The 13,687-nt window shown below is 60.3% G+C and carries 14 protein-coding genes; 8 read left to right on the top strand and 6 right to left on the bottom strand.

What is annotated here, in order from left to right; all coding sequences use genetic code 11:
- Positions 1–388 precede the first annotated feature (388 nt).
- Both VJS46_RS12890 and VJS46_RS12885 read right to left on the bottom strand, forming a co-directional pair.
- A complete protein-coding gene (locus VJS46_RS12890) occupies positions 389–1,951 on the bottom strand; it encodes a sensor histidine kinase (RefSeq protein WP_324060462.1) in 1,563 nt (520 codons plus the stop codon).
- A gap of 52 nt (positions 1,952–2,003) precedes the next feature.
- On the bottom strand, positions 2,004–2,204 hold the full coding sequence (locus VJS46_RS12885; RefSeq protein ID WP_324060461.1) for a NepR family anti-sigma factor: 201 nt from the start codon (positions 2,202–2,204) through the stop codon (positions 2,004–2,006).
- 321 nt (positions 2,205–2,525) lie between these two features.
- Here VJS46_RS12885 and VJS46_RS12880 point away from each other — a divergent pair, with 321 nt between their 5' ends.
- From VJS46_RS12880 to xth, 8 genes are all read left to right on the top strand, one after another.
- Positions 2,526–3,323 carry a response regulator gene (locus VJS46_RS12880; RefSeq protein ID WP_324060460.1) on the top strand — a complete coding sequence of 266 codons (798 nt, stop codon included), beginning with the start codon at positions 2,526–2,528 and terminating at the stop codon, positions 3,321–3,323.
- Between the two features lie 339 nt (positions 3,324–3,662).
- Positions 3,663–4,313 carry a sigma-70 family RNA polymerase sigma factor gene (locus tag VJS46_RS12875; RefSeq protein ID WP_324060459.1) on the top strand — a complete coding sequence of 217 codons (651 nt, stop codon included), beginning with the start codon at positions 3,663–3,665 and terminating at the stop codon, positions 4,311–4,313.
- A 337-nt stretch (positions 4,314–4,650) separates the two neighbouring features.
- Positions 4,651–7,350 carry a bifunctional [glutamine synthetase] adenylyltransferase/[glutamine synthetase]-adenylyl-L-tyrosine phosphorylase gene (locus VJS46_RS12870; protein ID WP_324060458.1) on the top strand — a complete coding sequence of 900 codons (2,700 nt, stop codon included), beginning with the start codon at positions 4,651–4,653 and terminating at the stop codon, positions 7,348–7,350.
- The gene (bcp, locus tag VJS46_RS12865) at positions 7,340–7,804 is read left to right on the top strand and encodes a thioredoxin-dependent thiol peroxidase (RefSeq protein ID WP_324060457.1); all 465 of its coding nucleotides are present in this window, start codon (positions 7,340–7,342) and stop codon (positions 7,802–7,804) included. The genes VJS46_RS12870 and bcp overlap by 11 nt, the downstream gene beginning before the upstream one ends.
- A complete protein-coding gene (locus VJS46_RS12860; protein ID WP_324060456.1) occupies positions 7,797–8,603 on the top strand; it encodes a ferritin-like domain-containing protein in 807 nt (268 codons plus the stop codon). Before bcp ends, VJS46_RS12860 begins: the two co-directional genes overlap by 8 nt.
- Before the next feature lie 123 nt (positions 8,604–8,726).
- Positions 8,727–9,455 (top strand): M23 family metallopeptidase, encoded by a 729-nt coding sequence (locus VJS46_RS12855; protein ID WP_414708017.1) that lies wholly within the window; start codon positions 8,727–8,729, stop codon positions 9,453–9,455.
- Between the two features lie 246 nt (positions 9,456–9,701).
- On the top strand, positions 9,702–10,028 hold the full coding sequence (erpA, locus tag VJS46_RS12850; RefSeq protein ID WP_324060455.1) for an iron-sulfur cluster insertion protein ErpA: 327 nt from the start codon (positions 9,702–9,704) through the stop codon (positions 10,026–10,028).
- Positions 10,029–10,082: 54 nt separating this feature from the next.
- Entirely contained in the window at positions 10,083–10,853 is a 771-nt protein-coding gene (xth, locus tag VJS46_RS12845) for an exodeoxyribonuclease III (protein ID WP_324060454.1), read from the top strand.
- A gap of 354 nt (positions 10,854–11,207) precedes the next feature.
- Here xth and VJS46_RS12840 read toward each other — a convergent pair whose 3' ends face one another.
- The 4 genes from VJS46_RS12840 to VJS46_RS12825 are packed head-to-tail and all read right to left on the bottom strand — an operon-like array spanning position 11,208 to position 13,680.
- A complete protein-coding gene (locus tag VJS46_RS12840) occupies positions 11,208–12,026 on the bottom strand; it encodes a metallophosphoesterase (RefSeq protein WP_324060453.1) in 819 nt (272 codons plus the stop codon).
- A 14-nt stretch (positions 12,027–12,040) separates the two neighbouring features.
- Positions 12,041–12,595 carry a dCTP deaminase gene (gene dcd, locus VJS46_RS12835; RefSeq protein WP_324060452.1) on the bottom strand — a complete coding sequence of 185 codons (555 nt, stop codon included), beginning with the start codon at positions 12,593–12,595 and terminating at the stop codon, positions 12,041–12,043.
- Positions 12,596–13,027, bottom strand: coding sequence for a cytidine deaminase (cdd, locus tag VJS46_RS12830; protein WP_324060451.1), 432 nt, complete (start codon positions 13,025–13,027; stop codon positions 12,596–12,598).
- Positions 13,024–13,680, bottom strand: a complete 657-nt coding sequence (locus VJS46_RS12825; RefSeq protein WP_324060450.1) for a GH25 family lysozyme — start codon at positions 13,678–13,680, stop codon at positions 13,024–13,026. Before VJS46_RS12825 ends, cdd begins: the two co-directional genes overlap by 4 nt.
- Positions 13,681–13,687: the final 7 nt, after the last annotated feature.

Raw genomic sequence — 13,687 nt, 5'->3', positions numbered from 1 at the left:
TCCTTTGCTTGTCATCCGGGCCGAAAAGCCCCGGTATCCGTTCAGGCCTGATGGAAAAGAAAGGGGCGATCCTACTCTAACCCGGTCCCTCAACGACCGGTCTGCTTGCGATCCGTCCCCTTCCGCCACAGCGGGGGCGGCCGCCCCCGCTGTGGCACATCTTCCTGGCCCAAACGGACGGAAAAGTCATAAGACAAGCACCTGCTCCAGCTTTCGCTGAAGTCGAGACATGTTCACGCCCGGCCAAGGTTCTTCGCTATAAGGCAGGGACCCCGCTGCCTTATAGGCATCCTTTTGAAGAGCTGCGATAAGCTCGCCCGAACGGCGCAAATTGCAATATCCGCCACCCAACCTTTCCGGAACCGGCGAGTATCTCACGCTCAGATGCTCAATCCACCAGTCCGATCGCTATGGCATATTCGCCCTTCTTGGCGTCATATTCCAGGGGCGCTCGAAGCTGGCGGGAAAGGCCGGTAAGGATACGGCCGAAGCGGTCATCGAGGTAGCGGCTGATCAGGGGGGACGACCTGAGGGCGTCGGACTGCACACGCAGGATGGCCCGCTGACCGTGGGTGCGCTGGCGCACCACTTCGCCTGAACGGACAGAAATCTTGATGCTCGTCATCGGATCGACAAGCGTCGCCAGTTCGACCAGTTCAGTAATCAGGAATGCGACGGGGACCGCCACGTCCTGACTGACGTAAAGGTGATCGCTATGCACCTGTATCGCCATGTTGGGAGCATCTTCGGGCATGCTGGCACGAAGCGAGACCGACAGTTCGCCCACCAGCGAACGGATGCCGACGCCGCGGTGCTCCTCCAGTTCAGCATAGTGGTTACGATGCACCACAGATAGCGCCTCCACCCGCCGCTGGATGGAGGTATAGGCATCGCCCGCCTCCGGGGTGGGGGCCGAGCGGCTATGAAGATTGATGAGGCTCGCGATGATCTGAAGGTTGTTCTTCACCCGGTGATGCACTTCACGGGTAAGGCGGCGCTGCCGTTCCAGCCCCGCCGCCAGTTCTTCTTCGTGGTCCGCGACGGTCTGGGTGATGGCGCGGAAAGTCTGGCCCAGATCGCGAATCTCCTGCGCCGGGGTCGGCATGCGGCGCAATGGCTCCAGCACTTCGCCTGGGCGATAGTCGGAGACCAGCCGCCGGAGCTGAATCAGGGGATGGATCAGCAGCCGGTTGACGACGAACCAGCCGATCGCCGCCGCCGCGAACCACATGAGTAGCGGCAGAAAAACCGAAAGGCTGCGCGCGATGTCGACCGGCGGTTCCTTCACGCGCAACAGCAAGTGGACGCCGGTATCGCCAAGCGGGGTGGAGACCTGGTCGAGATTGGCGGCGGCCCGCCTTGGCAGGGTGCCGCCGATGTCCATTGTTTCCCGCCCTTTCTTGAGAAGTACCCGGTAACTTTGCAAGGCGGTCTCGGGATTGGTCCGGCGCTCAAGAAAGGGAATGCCATAGATGGCGATCGCGACGAGTTGGCCCTCATTGCTTGGCGTACGGATGACCAACTGGTGGCGCATCGGCAGAATGTCTGCCTGTTCGGCGTTGAAGCGGATTGCCTCCGGCAAGGAAATATTGGTTCTGGGCCCTGAATAGCAGAGCGGCCCCCCGGTCTGCCGGCCATAGATGACAAAATCCACCCGGGTGCCGCCCCGGTTGCGCAATATCTCCCCCGCACGGGCGCAGATGTCGATGCCCTGGCGGTCGGCGACCAGCGAATTGACGACGAGCCGGAGCGCCGACCGGTCGGCGGCTATATCCGCTGCCAGTTGCCGCGCACTTTCATTCGCTGCCACATTGAGCAGCGCCGCCTTTTCAAGTTCCGCAGTGCGGCTTGCCTGAAGCGATGCGAAAAGCGCGATCAGTCCCAAAGGAAGGAGGGCCAGTGTCAGAATGAGAAAGGTTTTGACCCCGGTGGACAGGCGCGGTTCGGTCAATGGAGAAACCGGAGTCCTGCCAGAGTGGAGGGTGGCCACGTCCGGTTCCGAATCAGGAAAGCTTTTTGAGCAGATCTATCATCTCGTGGGGAATGTCTTCATCGATTGTCTGCTGATAAACGGAACGAAGTGCATTGCCGATGCTGCCATCCCCCAGGGCGGGGTCCTTGGCGTTCGCATCGTGCGCGGATTTGCCCGGTGGCGTGCGCTCCGAAGAAGACTCACCGGCATTGGTGCGGCCTTTGCCATCCATCTCTGTAACCTGTCGCGGCCCTCGGTTTACAGAAGCCAATTCACATCCCTTTATCTGGTGCTGCCAATATGCGCGTCTGTTACTGTCCCCGCATGATCTTGCCGATAGCGCGGCCGCAGCGCAAATTGAAATTTCCAAACCGCTTGTGAAACATTTCCCTGTTTCATTTGTTCCGCAATTATCCGGTTTTTTCGGCTTTATATTTAGGGACAGGGATCAACAAGGGGTCAGGGCGATGGCGGGGATTGCAAAGTTTCTGATAGCGCTTCACCTTGTCCGGCCCGGCGGGGTCCCTTTCGGATTGTGGAGTTCGGTCATATCATGTCGCTAGGTCAGCAACTTCAGCCTCATCTGCCTTTTCTTCGCCGGTACAGCCGCGCCCTGACGGGGAGCCAGCCGCATGGCGACGCCTATGTCCGTGCGACGCTGGAGGCGATTGTCGCCGCGCCGGATCAATTTCCTCGCGGTATTGACCCTCGTCTGGGACTCTATCGGATGTTCCAGGTGATTTGGGGGTCTGCCAATGTCGATGAAAAGGGCGATCTGCCGGACGATGCAGCTGGTCCCGAGCAAGTGGCACAGGCCCGGCTCGCCCGCATCACGCCGCTCTCGCGCCAAGCACTGCTGCTGACGGCGATGGAGGGTTTCACCCCCGAAGATGCTGCTTATCTCATTGGATTGCCGGAGGCGGAAGTGAACGATCTTGTGCAGGACGCATTGCGCGAAATCGAGGCGCAGACGCGCGCCAAGGTGCTGATCATCGAGGATGAGCCCATTATCGCGATGGACCTTGAAACCATTGTCCGGGATATGGGCCATGAAGTGACCGCAGTCGCCGTGACACGCGAAGAGGCTGTGCGGGAAGCGCTGGCCGAGCGGCCCGGACTGGTCCTTGCCGACATCCAGCTTGCCGACGACAGCAGCGGCATTGACGCCGTCAAGGACATATTGTCCAATTTCGCGGTGCCGGTGATCTTCATCACTGCCTTTCCCGAACGGCTGCTGACTGGCGAGCGGCCAGAGCCCACCTTCCTCATTACCAAGCCGTTTCAGCGTTCCACGGTGAAGGCCGCGATTTCGCAGGCGCTTTTCTTTGACGAAGCGACGGCGCCGGCCTGACTGCTCCGTTCAGGAACCGTTGGGCTGGCACCGCGTTAGTCACGGACACGCAACGGGAGATTTATCATTGCAGGAACCCGGTCCCCATCTCAGCAAGACCGAAGCAAGGTCCGGAAGCACGCCGCATGTGGTGCGTTATGTTCTGATGATCTCACTCCTTTTGGCGATACTTGCCCTGTTAGCCATTGTCCTGATTTTCTGATGCGACCCTCCTGATCCACTCGCCTGTCCGCTGGGGCAGGCTGGTAAATATTGGGAACTGACGAAGGCGATGAAGTTGCTTTACAAGACCAGCCGGGGGGTGTGTAATGAGGCCGCCAGAGAAAGAGGGGATGCCTGATGGTTGATGATCAATCCCCTGGCGTGCGAGCGGACGTGCCGGAAATTGCCGATGATCCCAAGGACCGCACCAGCCTTTCGGATGCGGAGTTCAAGAAGCAGCTTGCTGAAGTGATTCCGCATTTGCGGGCGTTCGGCCGCTCCCTGTCCGGCAATCGCGACGTAGCGGACGACCTGGTGCAGGAGACCTTGCTGAAAGCCTGGGCCGCGCGGGAGCGCTTTCAGGCGGGCACCAATATGCGCGCTTGGACCTTCATCATTCTGCGCAACTATTATCTATCGCAAATGCGCCGGTCGCGCTTCCGGGGCGAGTGGGATGAATTGGCGGCCGACCGCCTCCTTGCCGCCCCGGCCGGGCAGGACAAGCAGGTGGAGCTTTCCGATATGCAGCGGGCGCTGATGCAATTGCCCCAATCGCAGCGCGAGGCTCTCATCCTCGTAGGTGCCGGCGGTTTTGCCTATGAGGAGGCGGCGGAGATCTGCGAAGTCGCCGTTGGCACAATCAAGAGCCGGGTGGCACGGGGCCGCGCAGCCCTGGAACAGATATTGGAGGACGGCGCCATCCCCTCCCGCCGCACTCAGGTGAGCAGCGATGGCGGGGCGCTGGAAGAAATCATGGATGATGTCGACCGCATGAGCCGTGGCCGCTGAACTTATCTCCGATGTACAGTAGGAAAAGGCTTAGGCGCGAAACTGGTTCAGTTTCCCCAGAAGTTCGGTCAATTCGGAAGGCAAGCCATTTTCAGGCTGACGAAACGCACTGCGAAGCGCGCGGCCCACACCCTCGTGCGCCGCAGGACGATGCACCGTAAGATAGCGCGTACCATCCTCCCCCCTACGCACTGACAAACTTTCGTTTCTTCTTGACATGGCTTATCAACGAAGACGTCCGGGAAAGGTTTCTGATATTTTTTTTGCGCCGGAACGGTCCAGGATTGCGGTGTATCGGTTTTCAAAAAAATAGGGCGACTCAGCGAGACTCGAGCAAATGAAAGATTTCTCAGCAGCCCTGGACCGGGCGCGGCAGCACAGCGGCTTCCTGGCGCGCCTGGCCGACCAGAACGCCGCCATTGTGGACTTACTGTCACAGGGTAAAACCGAAGACGCCCATAGGCTCTCCAGTGAGGCCGGGCAGAACGCATCAGGCCCTGGTCAGGCATTGCGGCGGCAGCGCAATGCGCTGGCCCTGGTTACGGCTATTGCCGATCTTGCAGGCGCCTGGGATCTCCAGCGCGTTACAGCGACATTGTCCGATTTTGCGGACTATGCGCTGGATGCCGCTATCCGCACCGCTTTTGCCGAACGCGTTCCCGATGCGCAGCCGCAGGGCTTTGCCGTGATAGCACTTGGCAAACATGGCAGCCGCGAGCTCAACTATAGTTCCGACATAGATCCCATTTTGATTTTCGATCCAGAGACCATGCCGCGCCGCGAACGGGATGAGCCGATTGAAGCGGCGCAGCGGATCGGACGGCGCGTTGTGGAACTGCTGAGCGCCCGAGATGGCGACGGCTATGTGTTCCGGGTTGATCTTCGCCTTCGACCTTCTCCTGAAGCCACCCCTATCGTTTTGCCTGTGGAAGCGGCCATTTCCTATTATGAGACAATGGCGCTTGGCTGGGAGCAGGCCGCTTTCATTCGATCACGCGTTGCGGCGGGCGATCAGGCATTGGGCGACTATTTCCTGCGCGCAATCCGGCCCTTCATATGGCGGCGATCGCTGGATTTCGGCGCCATCGATCAGATCACGGACGTCTCCCGGCGCATTCGCGGCCATTATGCGCAGGGGCAGGCTTTCGGTCCCGGATATGATCTGAAGCGAGGGCGGGGGGGCATTCGGGAGGTGGAATTCTTTGCTCAAGCGCACCAGTTGATCCATGGCGGCCGGCACCCCGAACTCCGGGCACCCGCGACGCGGGACGCGCTGGCGGTGCTACGGAAAGGCGGGATCATTGACGCCGATGTGGCGGCGAGGCTCGATGCAGCCTATGTGCTGTTCCGTACGATCGAACATCGCTTGCAGATGATCGATGACCGCCAAACGCACAGCTTGCCCAAAAGCGAGGAAGAGTTGCGGCGCGTTGCAGGACTTCATGGTCTGGAACAGCTTGATGACCTGCTCGACCTTCTTCGGCCGCATGTCGAAAGCACGGGCAGGATTTTCGATGGACTTTCCGGCTCGGACGCTGGCGACGGACTATCGGCTAACGAGGCCCGGTTGATCGAACAGCTATCGGAGCTTGGTTTTGCCGATCCCCGGCCGCCGGCATCCCGCATCGCCCATTGGCGCGGAGGAACGGTCCGGGCCCTGCGCAGCAAGGCGGCCTTGTCGGCACTGGAAGCAGTGCTCCCTGGCCTGATGGCGGCGATCGCCAAGGCCCCTGATCCCATGGGCGCGCTCAACCGGCTGGACAATATGATCAGCCGGTTGCCGAGCGCCATCAACTTCTTCAAGCTTCTGGAAGCGCGACCCGCGCTTGCAGCCATGTTGGGAGACATATTGAGTCATGCTCCGACGCTGGCGGAAGCGCTGGCGCGGCGGACGGAACTGCTCGACGGCCTTATTGACGCCACCGCCTTTGATCCCCAGCCGCCGGTGGAAAAGCTGATCAAGCTGTTCTCCGCATTGGAGGCCGGGGACGATTATCAGGTGCTGCTCGACCGGGTGCGGCAGAAGGTGGGTGACCGGCGCTTTGCCCTGGGCGTGCAGATCATCGAGGGTACACGCGATCCGCTCGAGGTGGCGGCGGATTATGCCCGCCTTGCGGAGGCAGCGCTGGTCACCTTGGCGAATGCCACCGTTCAGGAATTCGAGGTTCAGCACGGCCGTGTGCCCGGCAGCGAATTGACGGTTCTCGCATTGGGACGGCTTGGGGGACGAGCACTGACCCATGCCTCCGATCTTGATCTTATTTATCTTTTCAGCGGCGATTTCCGGGCGGAGTCCGATGGCCGAAGGCCGCTGGGAGCCACCCAATATTATAACCGGCTGGTGCAGCGTATCAGCAATGCGCTGTCGGTGCAGACAGCGTCCGGGCCGCTTTACGAGGTGGACACCCGGTTGCGGCCATCAGGTGCGCAGGGCTTGCTCTCGGTCTCCTTCGACAGCTTCGAGCGATATCAGAAGGAATCCGCCTGGACCTGGGAGCATCTTGCCCTGACACGCGCGCGCCCGGTCTTTGGATCGGCAGCAGCAAAGGACGCGCTTCAGGGGATCATCGACGGCGTGCTGCAAATGAAGCGGGATTTGCCGCGTTTCGTGCGGGACGCAATCAAGATGCGCGGAGATATTGCAAAGCATAAGCCGCCTTCCGGGTCGCTTGATGCCAAGCTGGCTGAAGGCGGTCTGATCGATCTTGAGTTCTTGATCCATGTCACTCAATTCCTGAACGGCACTGGTTTTGCGCCTCGGCTGGGTGACGCGCTCTCGGCGCTGATCGAGCAAGGGCATTTGCCTGCGGAGCTTGCCGGCGCACATGACCTGCTTACCCGCTACCTTATCGTTTCGCGGCTTGCTGCGCCGGGGGCGTTGCAGCCGGCGGACGCCACCAAGCCGCTGGTCGCGCGCGCCTGCGGCTGTGAGAGCTGGGAAGATCTGCTTGAAAGCTACGACAGTGCGCGGCAATGCGTGCGCGGCCGCTGGCAGGCAATCGTCGCGGAACATGGAGGCAGCGAAGATGGTGAATGAAGGGGACAAGGTTCCAGACGCAGCGCTGAAGGGTCTCGATGGCGAAAGCTTTACATTGGAGCGCCATCGGGGGAAGCCATTGGTTCTTTATTTCTATCCGAAGGCGGATACGCCCGGCTGCACCAATGAGGCCAAGGACTTTTCTGCACTGGCCGAGGAATTCCGCAAGGCTGGCGCAGCGGTTCTCGGTGTCTCCAAGGATTCGGTGAAAAAGCTCGCCCGCTTCATTGAAAAATACGATCTTCAGGTCGAACTGGCATCCGATGAAAAGGGCGGCTTCTGCGAAGCCTTTGGCATTTGGGCCGAAAAGAGCATGTATGGACGCAGCTATATGGGCATTATCCGTGCGACCTTTCTCATCGATGGCGAGGGAAGGGTCGTACGCGTGTGGCCAAAGGTCAAGGTGGCCGGCCATGCGCAAGAAGTGCTGGAGGCGGTGAAGGCCCTTGGTTGATCTTCGGGTTTCAACGGTTGGCGAAGCGGCCCGCGCCGTGCTGCAGACCGCCGATCCGCACTGCAAGCTCATGGCAGCGAGAAGGGCGGCGAGGGATTGGCGGCTGGGCCGGCTCCGGCATGGTTTTCCGGTGGCCATGCCCGACCGGCCGGCGCGGCCGGAGAAGCCCGAACTCATGCCGCCCGCACAGATGCCAAAGCGCGGGAAGGGCGGATCGGAGCGGGCGCGGATCGCGATGTTGCATGCGTTGGCGCATATAGAATTTGTGGCGATCGACCTGGCGTTCGATCTTGTCGGCCGGTTCGGGGACGAATTTGGCCCTGAATTCACTAGCGACTGGCTGCGGGTAGGCGCGGATGAGGCCATGCATTTCGCGCTGCTGGAACGGCGATTACGTCAATATGGCAGCTTCTACGGAGCTTTGCCGGCGCATGACGGGCTCTGGGAAGCGGCACAGGAAACCGCCCATGACGTGGCGGCGCGGCTGGCGATTGTCCCCATGGTACTGGAAGCGCGGGCGCTCGACATCACGCCTCAGACAATCGACCGTTTCGTTCAGGTGGGAGACGAGCCCACCGCAAAAATGCTGCGGCGAATCTATCAGGATGAAATCCGCCATGTCGCTGCGGGGACAAAATGGTTCAATGAGGCGGCGAAGCGAGATGGTTTACAGCCCGAAAATTATTACCAAATCCTTGTAATCCGCCACTTTCGCGGCAGTTTGAAACCGCCGTTCAACGACTCGGCGCGTCGACAAGCCGGTTTAACGCGAGAATATTACACAACGCTTGCAGGATAGGACTCGCGCAGGCACACAAGATGCACGGGGCCGGGAGGCCTGGTTTGGGGAAACCAGGGCCGCTCAGCTAAAAAATCAACTGGTCGCAATAGGGGCTGCGCCCCGCGCGTAGTCGGGGTGTGCATGTCCTCTATCAAGGCGAACAACGTTGCTAGCGGAAGCTTGTTCCGTACGCTTTCGGACAAACGCATTCCCAACCTCTTCTCCGCATTGAAGATCATCCTGATCGGTGCCGCCGTATCGGCCGCCGCGCCCGCCATGGCCGATATGGCCATGGACAGCCATGAGGATGACGCCACCGAGATCAAGAGCGGACTCGGTCAGGCGGATGCCGATTTCCGTGCCATTTTCGCTTCGTGGAAGAAGATGGAAAATGGCCTTCAGGCCACTGTCTCCATTCCATCGTCGCGTCCCGTCGACAATCTGGTTCTGACCAGCAGCTTCGGTGTCCGCGAGGATCCGTTCAACGGTCATCGCCGCGCCCATAAGGGCATTGATATTCCAGGACCGGTCGGTACGCCGATCTATGCCACCGCCGATGGCATTGTCGGCCGTTCGCAATGGGTGAGCGGCTATGGCAATCTGGTTGAGATCAGCCATGGCAATGGCATCGAAACCCGCTACGGCCATATGTCGAAGCTGATCGTGCAGCCTAACCAGCGCGTGCGCCGTGGCCAGGTGATTGGCCTCATGGGTTCCACCGGCCGTTCCACCGGCAGCCACCTTCACTATGAAGTGCGGATCGACGGCGATGCCGTGAACCCGCTGCCCTTCATCCAGTCCAGCGATTACCTGCTGGCCCTGAACGGCAAACCCCCGGTCGTCGCGATGGGCGGTCCTGAAAAGGAATAAGCCGCGGCTTGAACGTCGCGGTTTAACATCATTGCGGATGTTCTTTATCCCCTCTCCAATGGGAGAGGGATACGCAGGCTTAGGCCGATACAGTCGGCTGGTAGGGCACAACCCCTCACCAACTCCGGCTACTGTAAGCAGCCAAGCCTCCATATCCTCTCCCGACAGGAGAGGGGATAACCCGACAGCCCTTCCCAAAACAGCCGACTCCTTGCCCCGTCACCACGAAACCCCTATCTTCCGCCCATGTCTGATGTGATCCTTACCCCTTCGGCGGCGGCGCGGGTGGCCGCTATCGCTGCCCGGCAGGGCAAACCCGCAATTCTTCGCCTGGCGGTGGAGGGCGGCGGATGTTCCGGCTTCCAATATCGCTTTGGCTTGGCCGATGAGGTGGAAAGCGACGATCTTCAGGTTGAGCAGGACGGCGTGAAGCTGGTGGTGGATGCGGTCAGTCTCGATCTGGTGCGGGGCTCTGCCGTTGATTATGTTGAGGATCTGGGCGGCTCGGCCTTCAAGGTCACCAATCCCAATGCAGCCTCCGGCTGCGGCTGCGGTTCCAGCTTTTCGGTGTAGAAGAACGCCCAGATTGTTGTATTCCGGCAGAATACAAGATCGGGGCAATTTCTGATGCGTATCGCGACCTTCAACATCAATGGCATAAAGGCCCGCCTGCCACGGCTGCTGGAATGGCTGGCCGAGACGCAGCCGGACATCGCCTGCCTTCAGGAAATCAAGACGGCGGATGAAGGCTTTCCAGAAAAGGAAATCCGTGAGGCAGGCTATGGCAGCATCTGGCATGGCCAAAAAGGCTTTAACGGGGTCGCGATCCTGGCGCGCGGCACCGACCCGATCGAGGTGAAGCGCGGCCTAGAAGGCGAGCCGGAGGACGAGCATAGCCGCTATATAGAGGCCGACGTGAACGGCCTGCGCGTTGCCAGCATCTATCTTCCCAACGGAAATCCTCAGCCCGGGCCGAAATTCGATTACAAGCTCCGCTGGATGGAACGGCTTCGCCGCCGGGCCGCGGATATATTGGCGGAGGAAATTCCAGCGGTCCTGGCGGGAGACTATAATGTCATTCCGCACGACCGGGATGTTTTCTCCGTCCGCGCCATGCAGAATGACGCGTTGATGCAGCCGGAGAGCCGGGCGGCATATCGACGGATGCTTGGCGACGGGTGGACCGATGCCCTGGCAACGCGCTATCCTGCTGGCGGCGTCTGGACCTTCTGGGATTATCAGGCGGGCTGCTGGCAGCGCGATGCCGGCTTCCGCATCGACCATTTCCTGCTGAGCCCGATGGCCGCAGACCGGATGAGGGATGCCCAGGTCGACAAGGAATATCGTGGCCGGGAAAAAGCCAGCGACCATGCGCCTGTATGGGTGGAGTTACGCTGATATTCATCAAAGAGTCATCCCCGAGACACGGGCGTTTCACCCTTCTTCCCTAGACTCGGCCGAAAGGAACAGACGGCTCGAGCCGTCATGAAGGGGTGAGAGACAATGAGTACAGCGGTAATGCGGCTGGGCGTCTTGTGGCGTCCTCGATCCGATAGGGGGAAGCCCAAAGCCAATGCGCTGCGCGGTCATTCCGATAAAGAGTGCCGCTGCCTGTTTTCCGTAGCGCAATTTCTGGCATGGGCTTCGCGTAATTCCGCTTGAACGGCAGGGCTCGTCATCATGAGCTTGGCATAGCCGTTCTTTTCAATTGAACGCCCGATGCAGTAAATCCGGCGAGGTGCCTTGTCGGGCCTATAGCGGCTGTGGCCGTTTCAGCGGAATGCCCACATCGTCAGTGGTCGAAAGATACCAGCGTCTCGTGCCTTCAAGGCCGATCGCAGTCAGTCGCCCGCTATGATACGCGCCTGTATCGATGCCGATCCGATTCGGATGTTCATCGACCTCCAGCATGATCGTATGGCCATGCACGACGATTTTGTCATGCGGCTGGCGCCATGACAGGAACTCGTCCCTGATCCACCGCAGGTCGCCCGGATCCTGATCCTTCAGCGGGACGCCCGGGCGGATGCCCGCATGGACGAAGACATAGTCCTCGATCTCAATCATATCCTCAAAGGAATCTAGGAAATCGACATGGGCGCGCGGGACGTTGTTCAACATCCAGTCGGTGAGCTGCGCTGAATCCATTGTTTCGAAATCGTCCGGGCTGAGGCCGTAGCTCATCATTGTTTCCCGCCCGCCGAAGCGAGTGAGAAAGCGTGTGGACTGAACGTCACCGCGCGCGGCGGCGATGAAGACCTCCTCGTGATTCCCTTTCAGGAAACGAACGGCGCCGCGTTCGCTTTCATTACTTGCCGCCGCCAATTCGATGGCGCGCTGAACCACCCCAGCCGAATCGGGGCCGCGGTCCACCAGGTCGCCAAGAAAGATGAGGTGGGAAACGGCGTCACCCCTGTTTTGGCTGTCCTTCAGGATTCGGTCGAGCAGCAGGTCGAGCAGATCAAGGCGGCCATGGATGTCGCCTATGGCATAATAGCGCTGCCCTTCGCCCACCGAGGGCAGGGCATGGGCTTCAGCCACCTTCTTCTTGCGTAACAATTTCCCCAACATGCGGGGCCACTATATCACAGGCGCGGCAGCGTCACGCCCCTCTGACCCATATATTTTCCGGACCGGTCCGCGTAGCTGATCTCGCATGGCTCATTGCCCTGCAGGAACAGGAACTGGCATGCGCCTTCATTGGCATAGATTTTGGCGGGCAGGGGGGTCGTGTTGGAAAATTCCAGGGTCACATGCCCCTCCCAACCTGGTTCAAGCGGGGTCACATTCACGATGATGCCGCAGCGCGCATATGTGCTCTTGCCCAGGCAAATGACGAGCACGTCGCGGGGGATGCGGAAATATTCGACCGTCCGGGCGAGCGCGAAACTATTGGGCGGAATGATGCAGCAATCGGTCTTTCGGTCGACGAAGCTGTTGGACGCGAAATCCTTGGGATCCACGGTCGCGCTGTCGACATTGGTGAAGATCTTGAACTCGTCGGACACGCGCGCGTCATAGCCATAGGAGGAGAGGCCATAGCTGATGCAGCCCTCCCGCTTCTGCGCCTCGACAAAGGGTTCGATCATGCCATGTTCCTGCGCCTGCGCACGGATCCACTTATCGGCCATTATCGCCATTCAAGCATCTTTCGCGTCATTTCGTTCAACATTGGCCAGGGTGAAAGCGTGGGGCAGGAGCTCCGCAAGGCTGTATTGCAGCACACGGTCACCATCGGCAGAAGTGCAATAGATGGAAATCGCCCGGCCCGCCACCTGTTCGGCTTCGCTCAATATCTGACGGCACCGGCCGCAGGGGATTGCCATTTCCGGCCCCGCGACGGCGATTGCCTCGACATCGGCAAGGCGGCCTTGCGCGTTGGCGGTGGCGAGGGCAACCGTTTCGGCGCAAAGGGATAACCCATAGCTTGCATTCTCGAAATTGCTACCGGTAATGACCTGGCCATCGGAAAGGCGCAGCGCTGCGCCCACGGCAAAGCGGCTATAAGGGGCATAGGCGTGCTTCATCGCCCCTCGGGCGGCGGCAAGAAGTTCCTTGTCGAGCCCCTTCATGAGCGCACCACATTCCATTCGACACCTGTATCGAGGCCGTCGATCCGCCGGATATTGGAGGCGGTCCAAACGACCCAGGGCCGGCCCGCATAGTCAGGCGAGATGAAATTGCCTTCAAGCCATAATGTCCGGTTGACCCCTTCGGCTACCTTGTAGAGGTCCTCGAACTCGGGGCTCACCCGGATCAGCGCGGGCTTCCCTGAATGCGCCTCGATCAGATTGAGGAAGGTGTTAAGCTCACTCAATACCGTAGCCCGGCCTGGCCGCTTGCCGCAGTTCGGCGTTAGGTCGAGGTCCACCGCCGGAGGGAGCATGGCGGGATCGCGGGGAACCGTGGCGATGAACAAAGTCGCCTGCTCGCTTGCCGGGGCGCACAGGCTATAATGATGCAGGGCGCCGTAGCGAAGGCCAGCTTCCCGCGCGCCCGCCAGATTGGTTTCAAATGCCATGTCACGGGCCGACGCGCCGGAGGATGCGCGAAGATAAGTGAAATCTGCGCCTTCCGCGCGAAGCGTCCGCCATTCTGCCGGGCCGTTGGTGGCGGCAACCGTAATGCCCTGCACCGGATAGGCTTCGCGCGAGGGGGTCCAGCCCTGGGCATAACGTATCGCTCCCCAGGCCGCGGCGCTGATCAGCGCCAGCCAAAGGGCCATGAAGATC

Origin of the sequence: Rhizorhapis sp., assembly GCF_035276005.1 — a bacterium.
Lineage (GTDB): Bacteria > Pseudomonadota > Alphaproteobacteria > Sphingomonadales > Sphingomonadaceae > Rhizorhapis.
This window is presented reverse-complemented; position numbering and strand designations above follow the sequence as displayed.

Excerpts from the sequence above, each read along its gene's own strand:
- erpA (WP_324060455.1), top strand. The coding sequence starts at position 9,702 with ATGTCTGATGTGATCCTTACCCCTTCGGCGGCGGCGCGGGTGGCCGCT.
- VJS46_RS12885 (WP_324060461.1), bottom strand. The coding sequence starts at position 2,204 with ATGGATGGCAAAGGCCGCACCAATGCCGGTGAGTCTTCTTCGGAGCGC.
- VJS46_RS12880 (WP_324060460.1), top strand. The coding sequence starts at position 2,526 with ATGTCGCTAGGTCAGCAACTTCAGCCTCATCTGCCTTTTCTTCGCCGG.
- VJS46_RS12840 (WP_324060453.1), bottom strand. The coding sequence starts at position 12,026 with ATGTTGGGGAAATTGTTACGCAAGAAGAAGGTGGCTGAAGCCCATGCC.
- VJS46_RS12875 (WP_324060459.1), top strand. The coding sequence starts at position 3,663 with ATGGTTGATGATCAATCCCCTGGCGTGCGAGCGGACGTGCCGGAAATT.
- xth (WP_324060454.1), top strand. The coding sequence starts at position 10,083 with ATGCGTATCGCGACCTTCAACATCAATGGCATAAAGGCCCGCCTGCCA.
- cdd (WP_324060451.1), bottom strand. The coding sequence starts at position 13,027 with ATGAAGGGGCTCGACAAGGAACTTCTTGCCGCCGCCCGAGGGGCGATG.
- bcp (WP_324060457.1), top strand. The coding sequence starts at position 7,340 with ATGGTGAATGAAGGGGACAAGGTTCCAGACGCAGCGCTGAAGGGTCTC.
- VJS46_RS12825 (WP_324060450.1), bottom strand. The coding sequence starts at position 13,680 with ATGGCCCTTTGGCTGGCGCTGATCAGCGCCGCGGCCTGGGGAGCGATA.
- dcd (WP_324060452.1), bottom strand. The coding sequence starts at position 12,595 with ATGGCGATAATGGCCGATAAGTGGATCCGTGCGCAGGCGCAGGAACAT.
- VJS46_RS12870 (WP_324060458.1), top strand. The coding sequence starts at position 4,651 with ATGAAAGATTTCTCAGCAGCCCTGGACCGGGCGCGGCAGCACAGCGGC.
- VJS46_RS12855 (WP_414708017.1), top strand. The coding sequence starts at position 8,727 with ATGTCCTCTATCAAGGCGAACAACGTTGCTAGCGGAAGCTTGTTCCGT.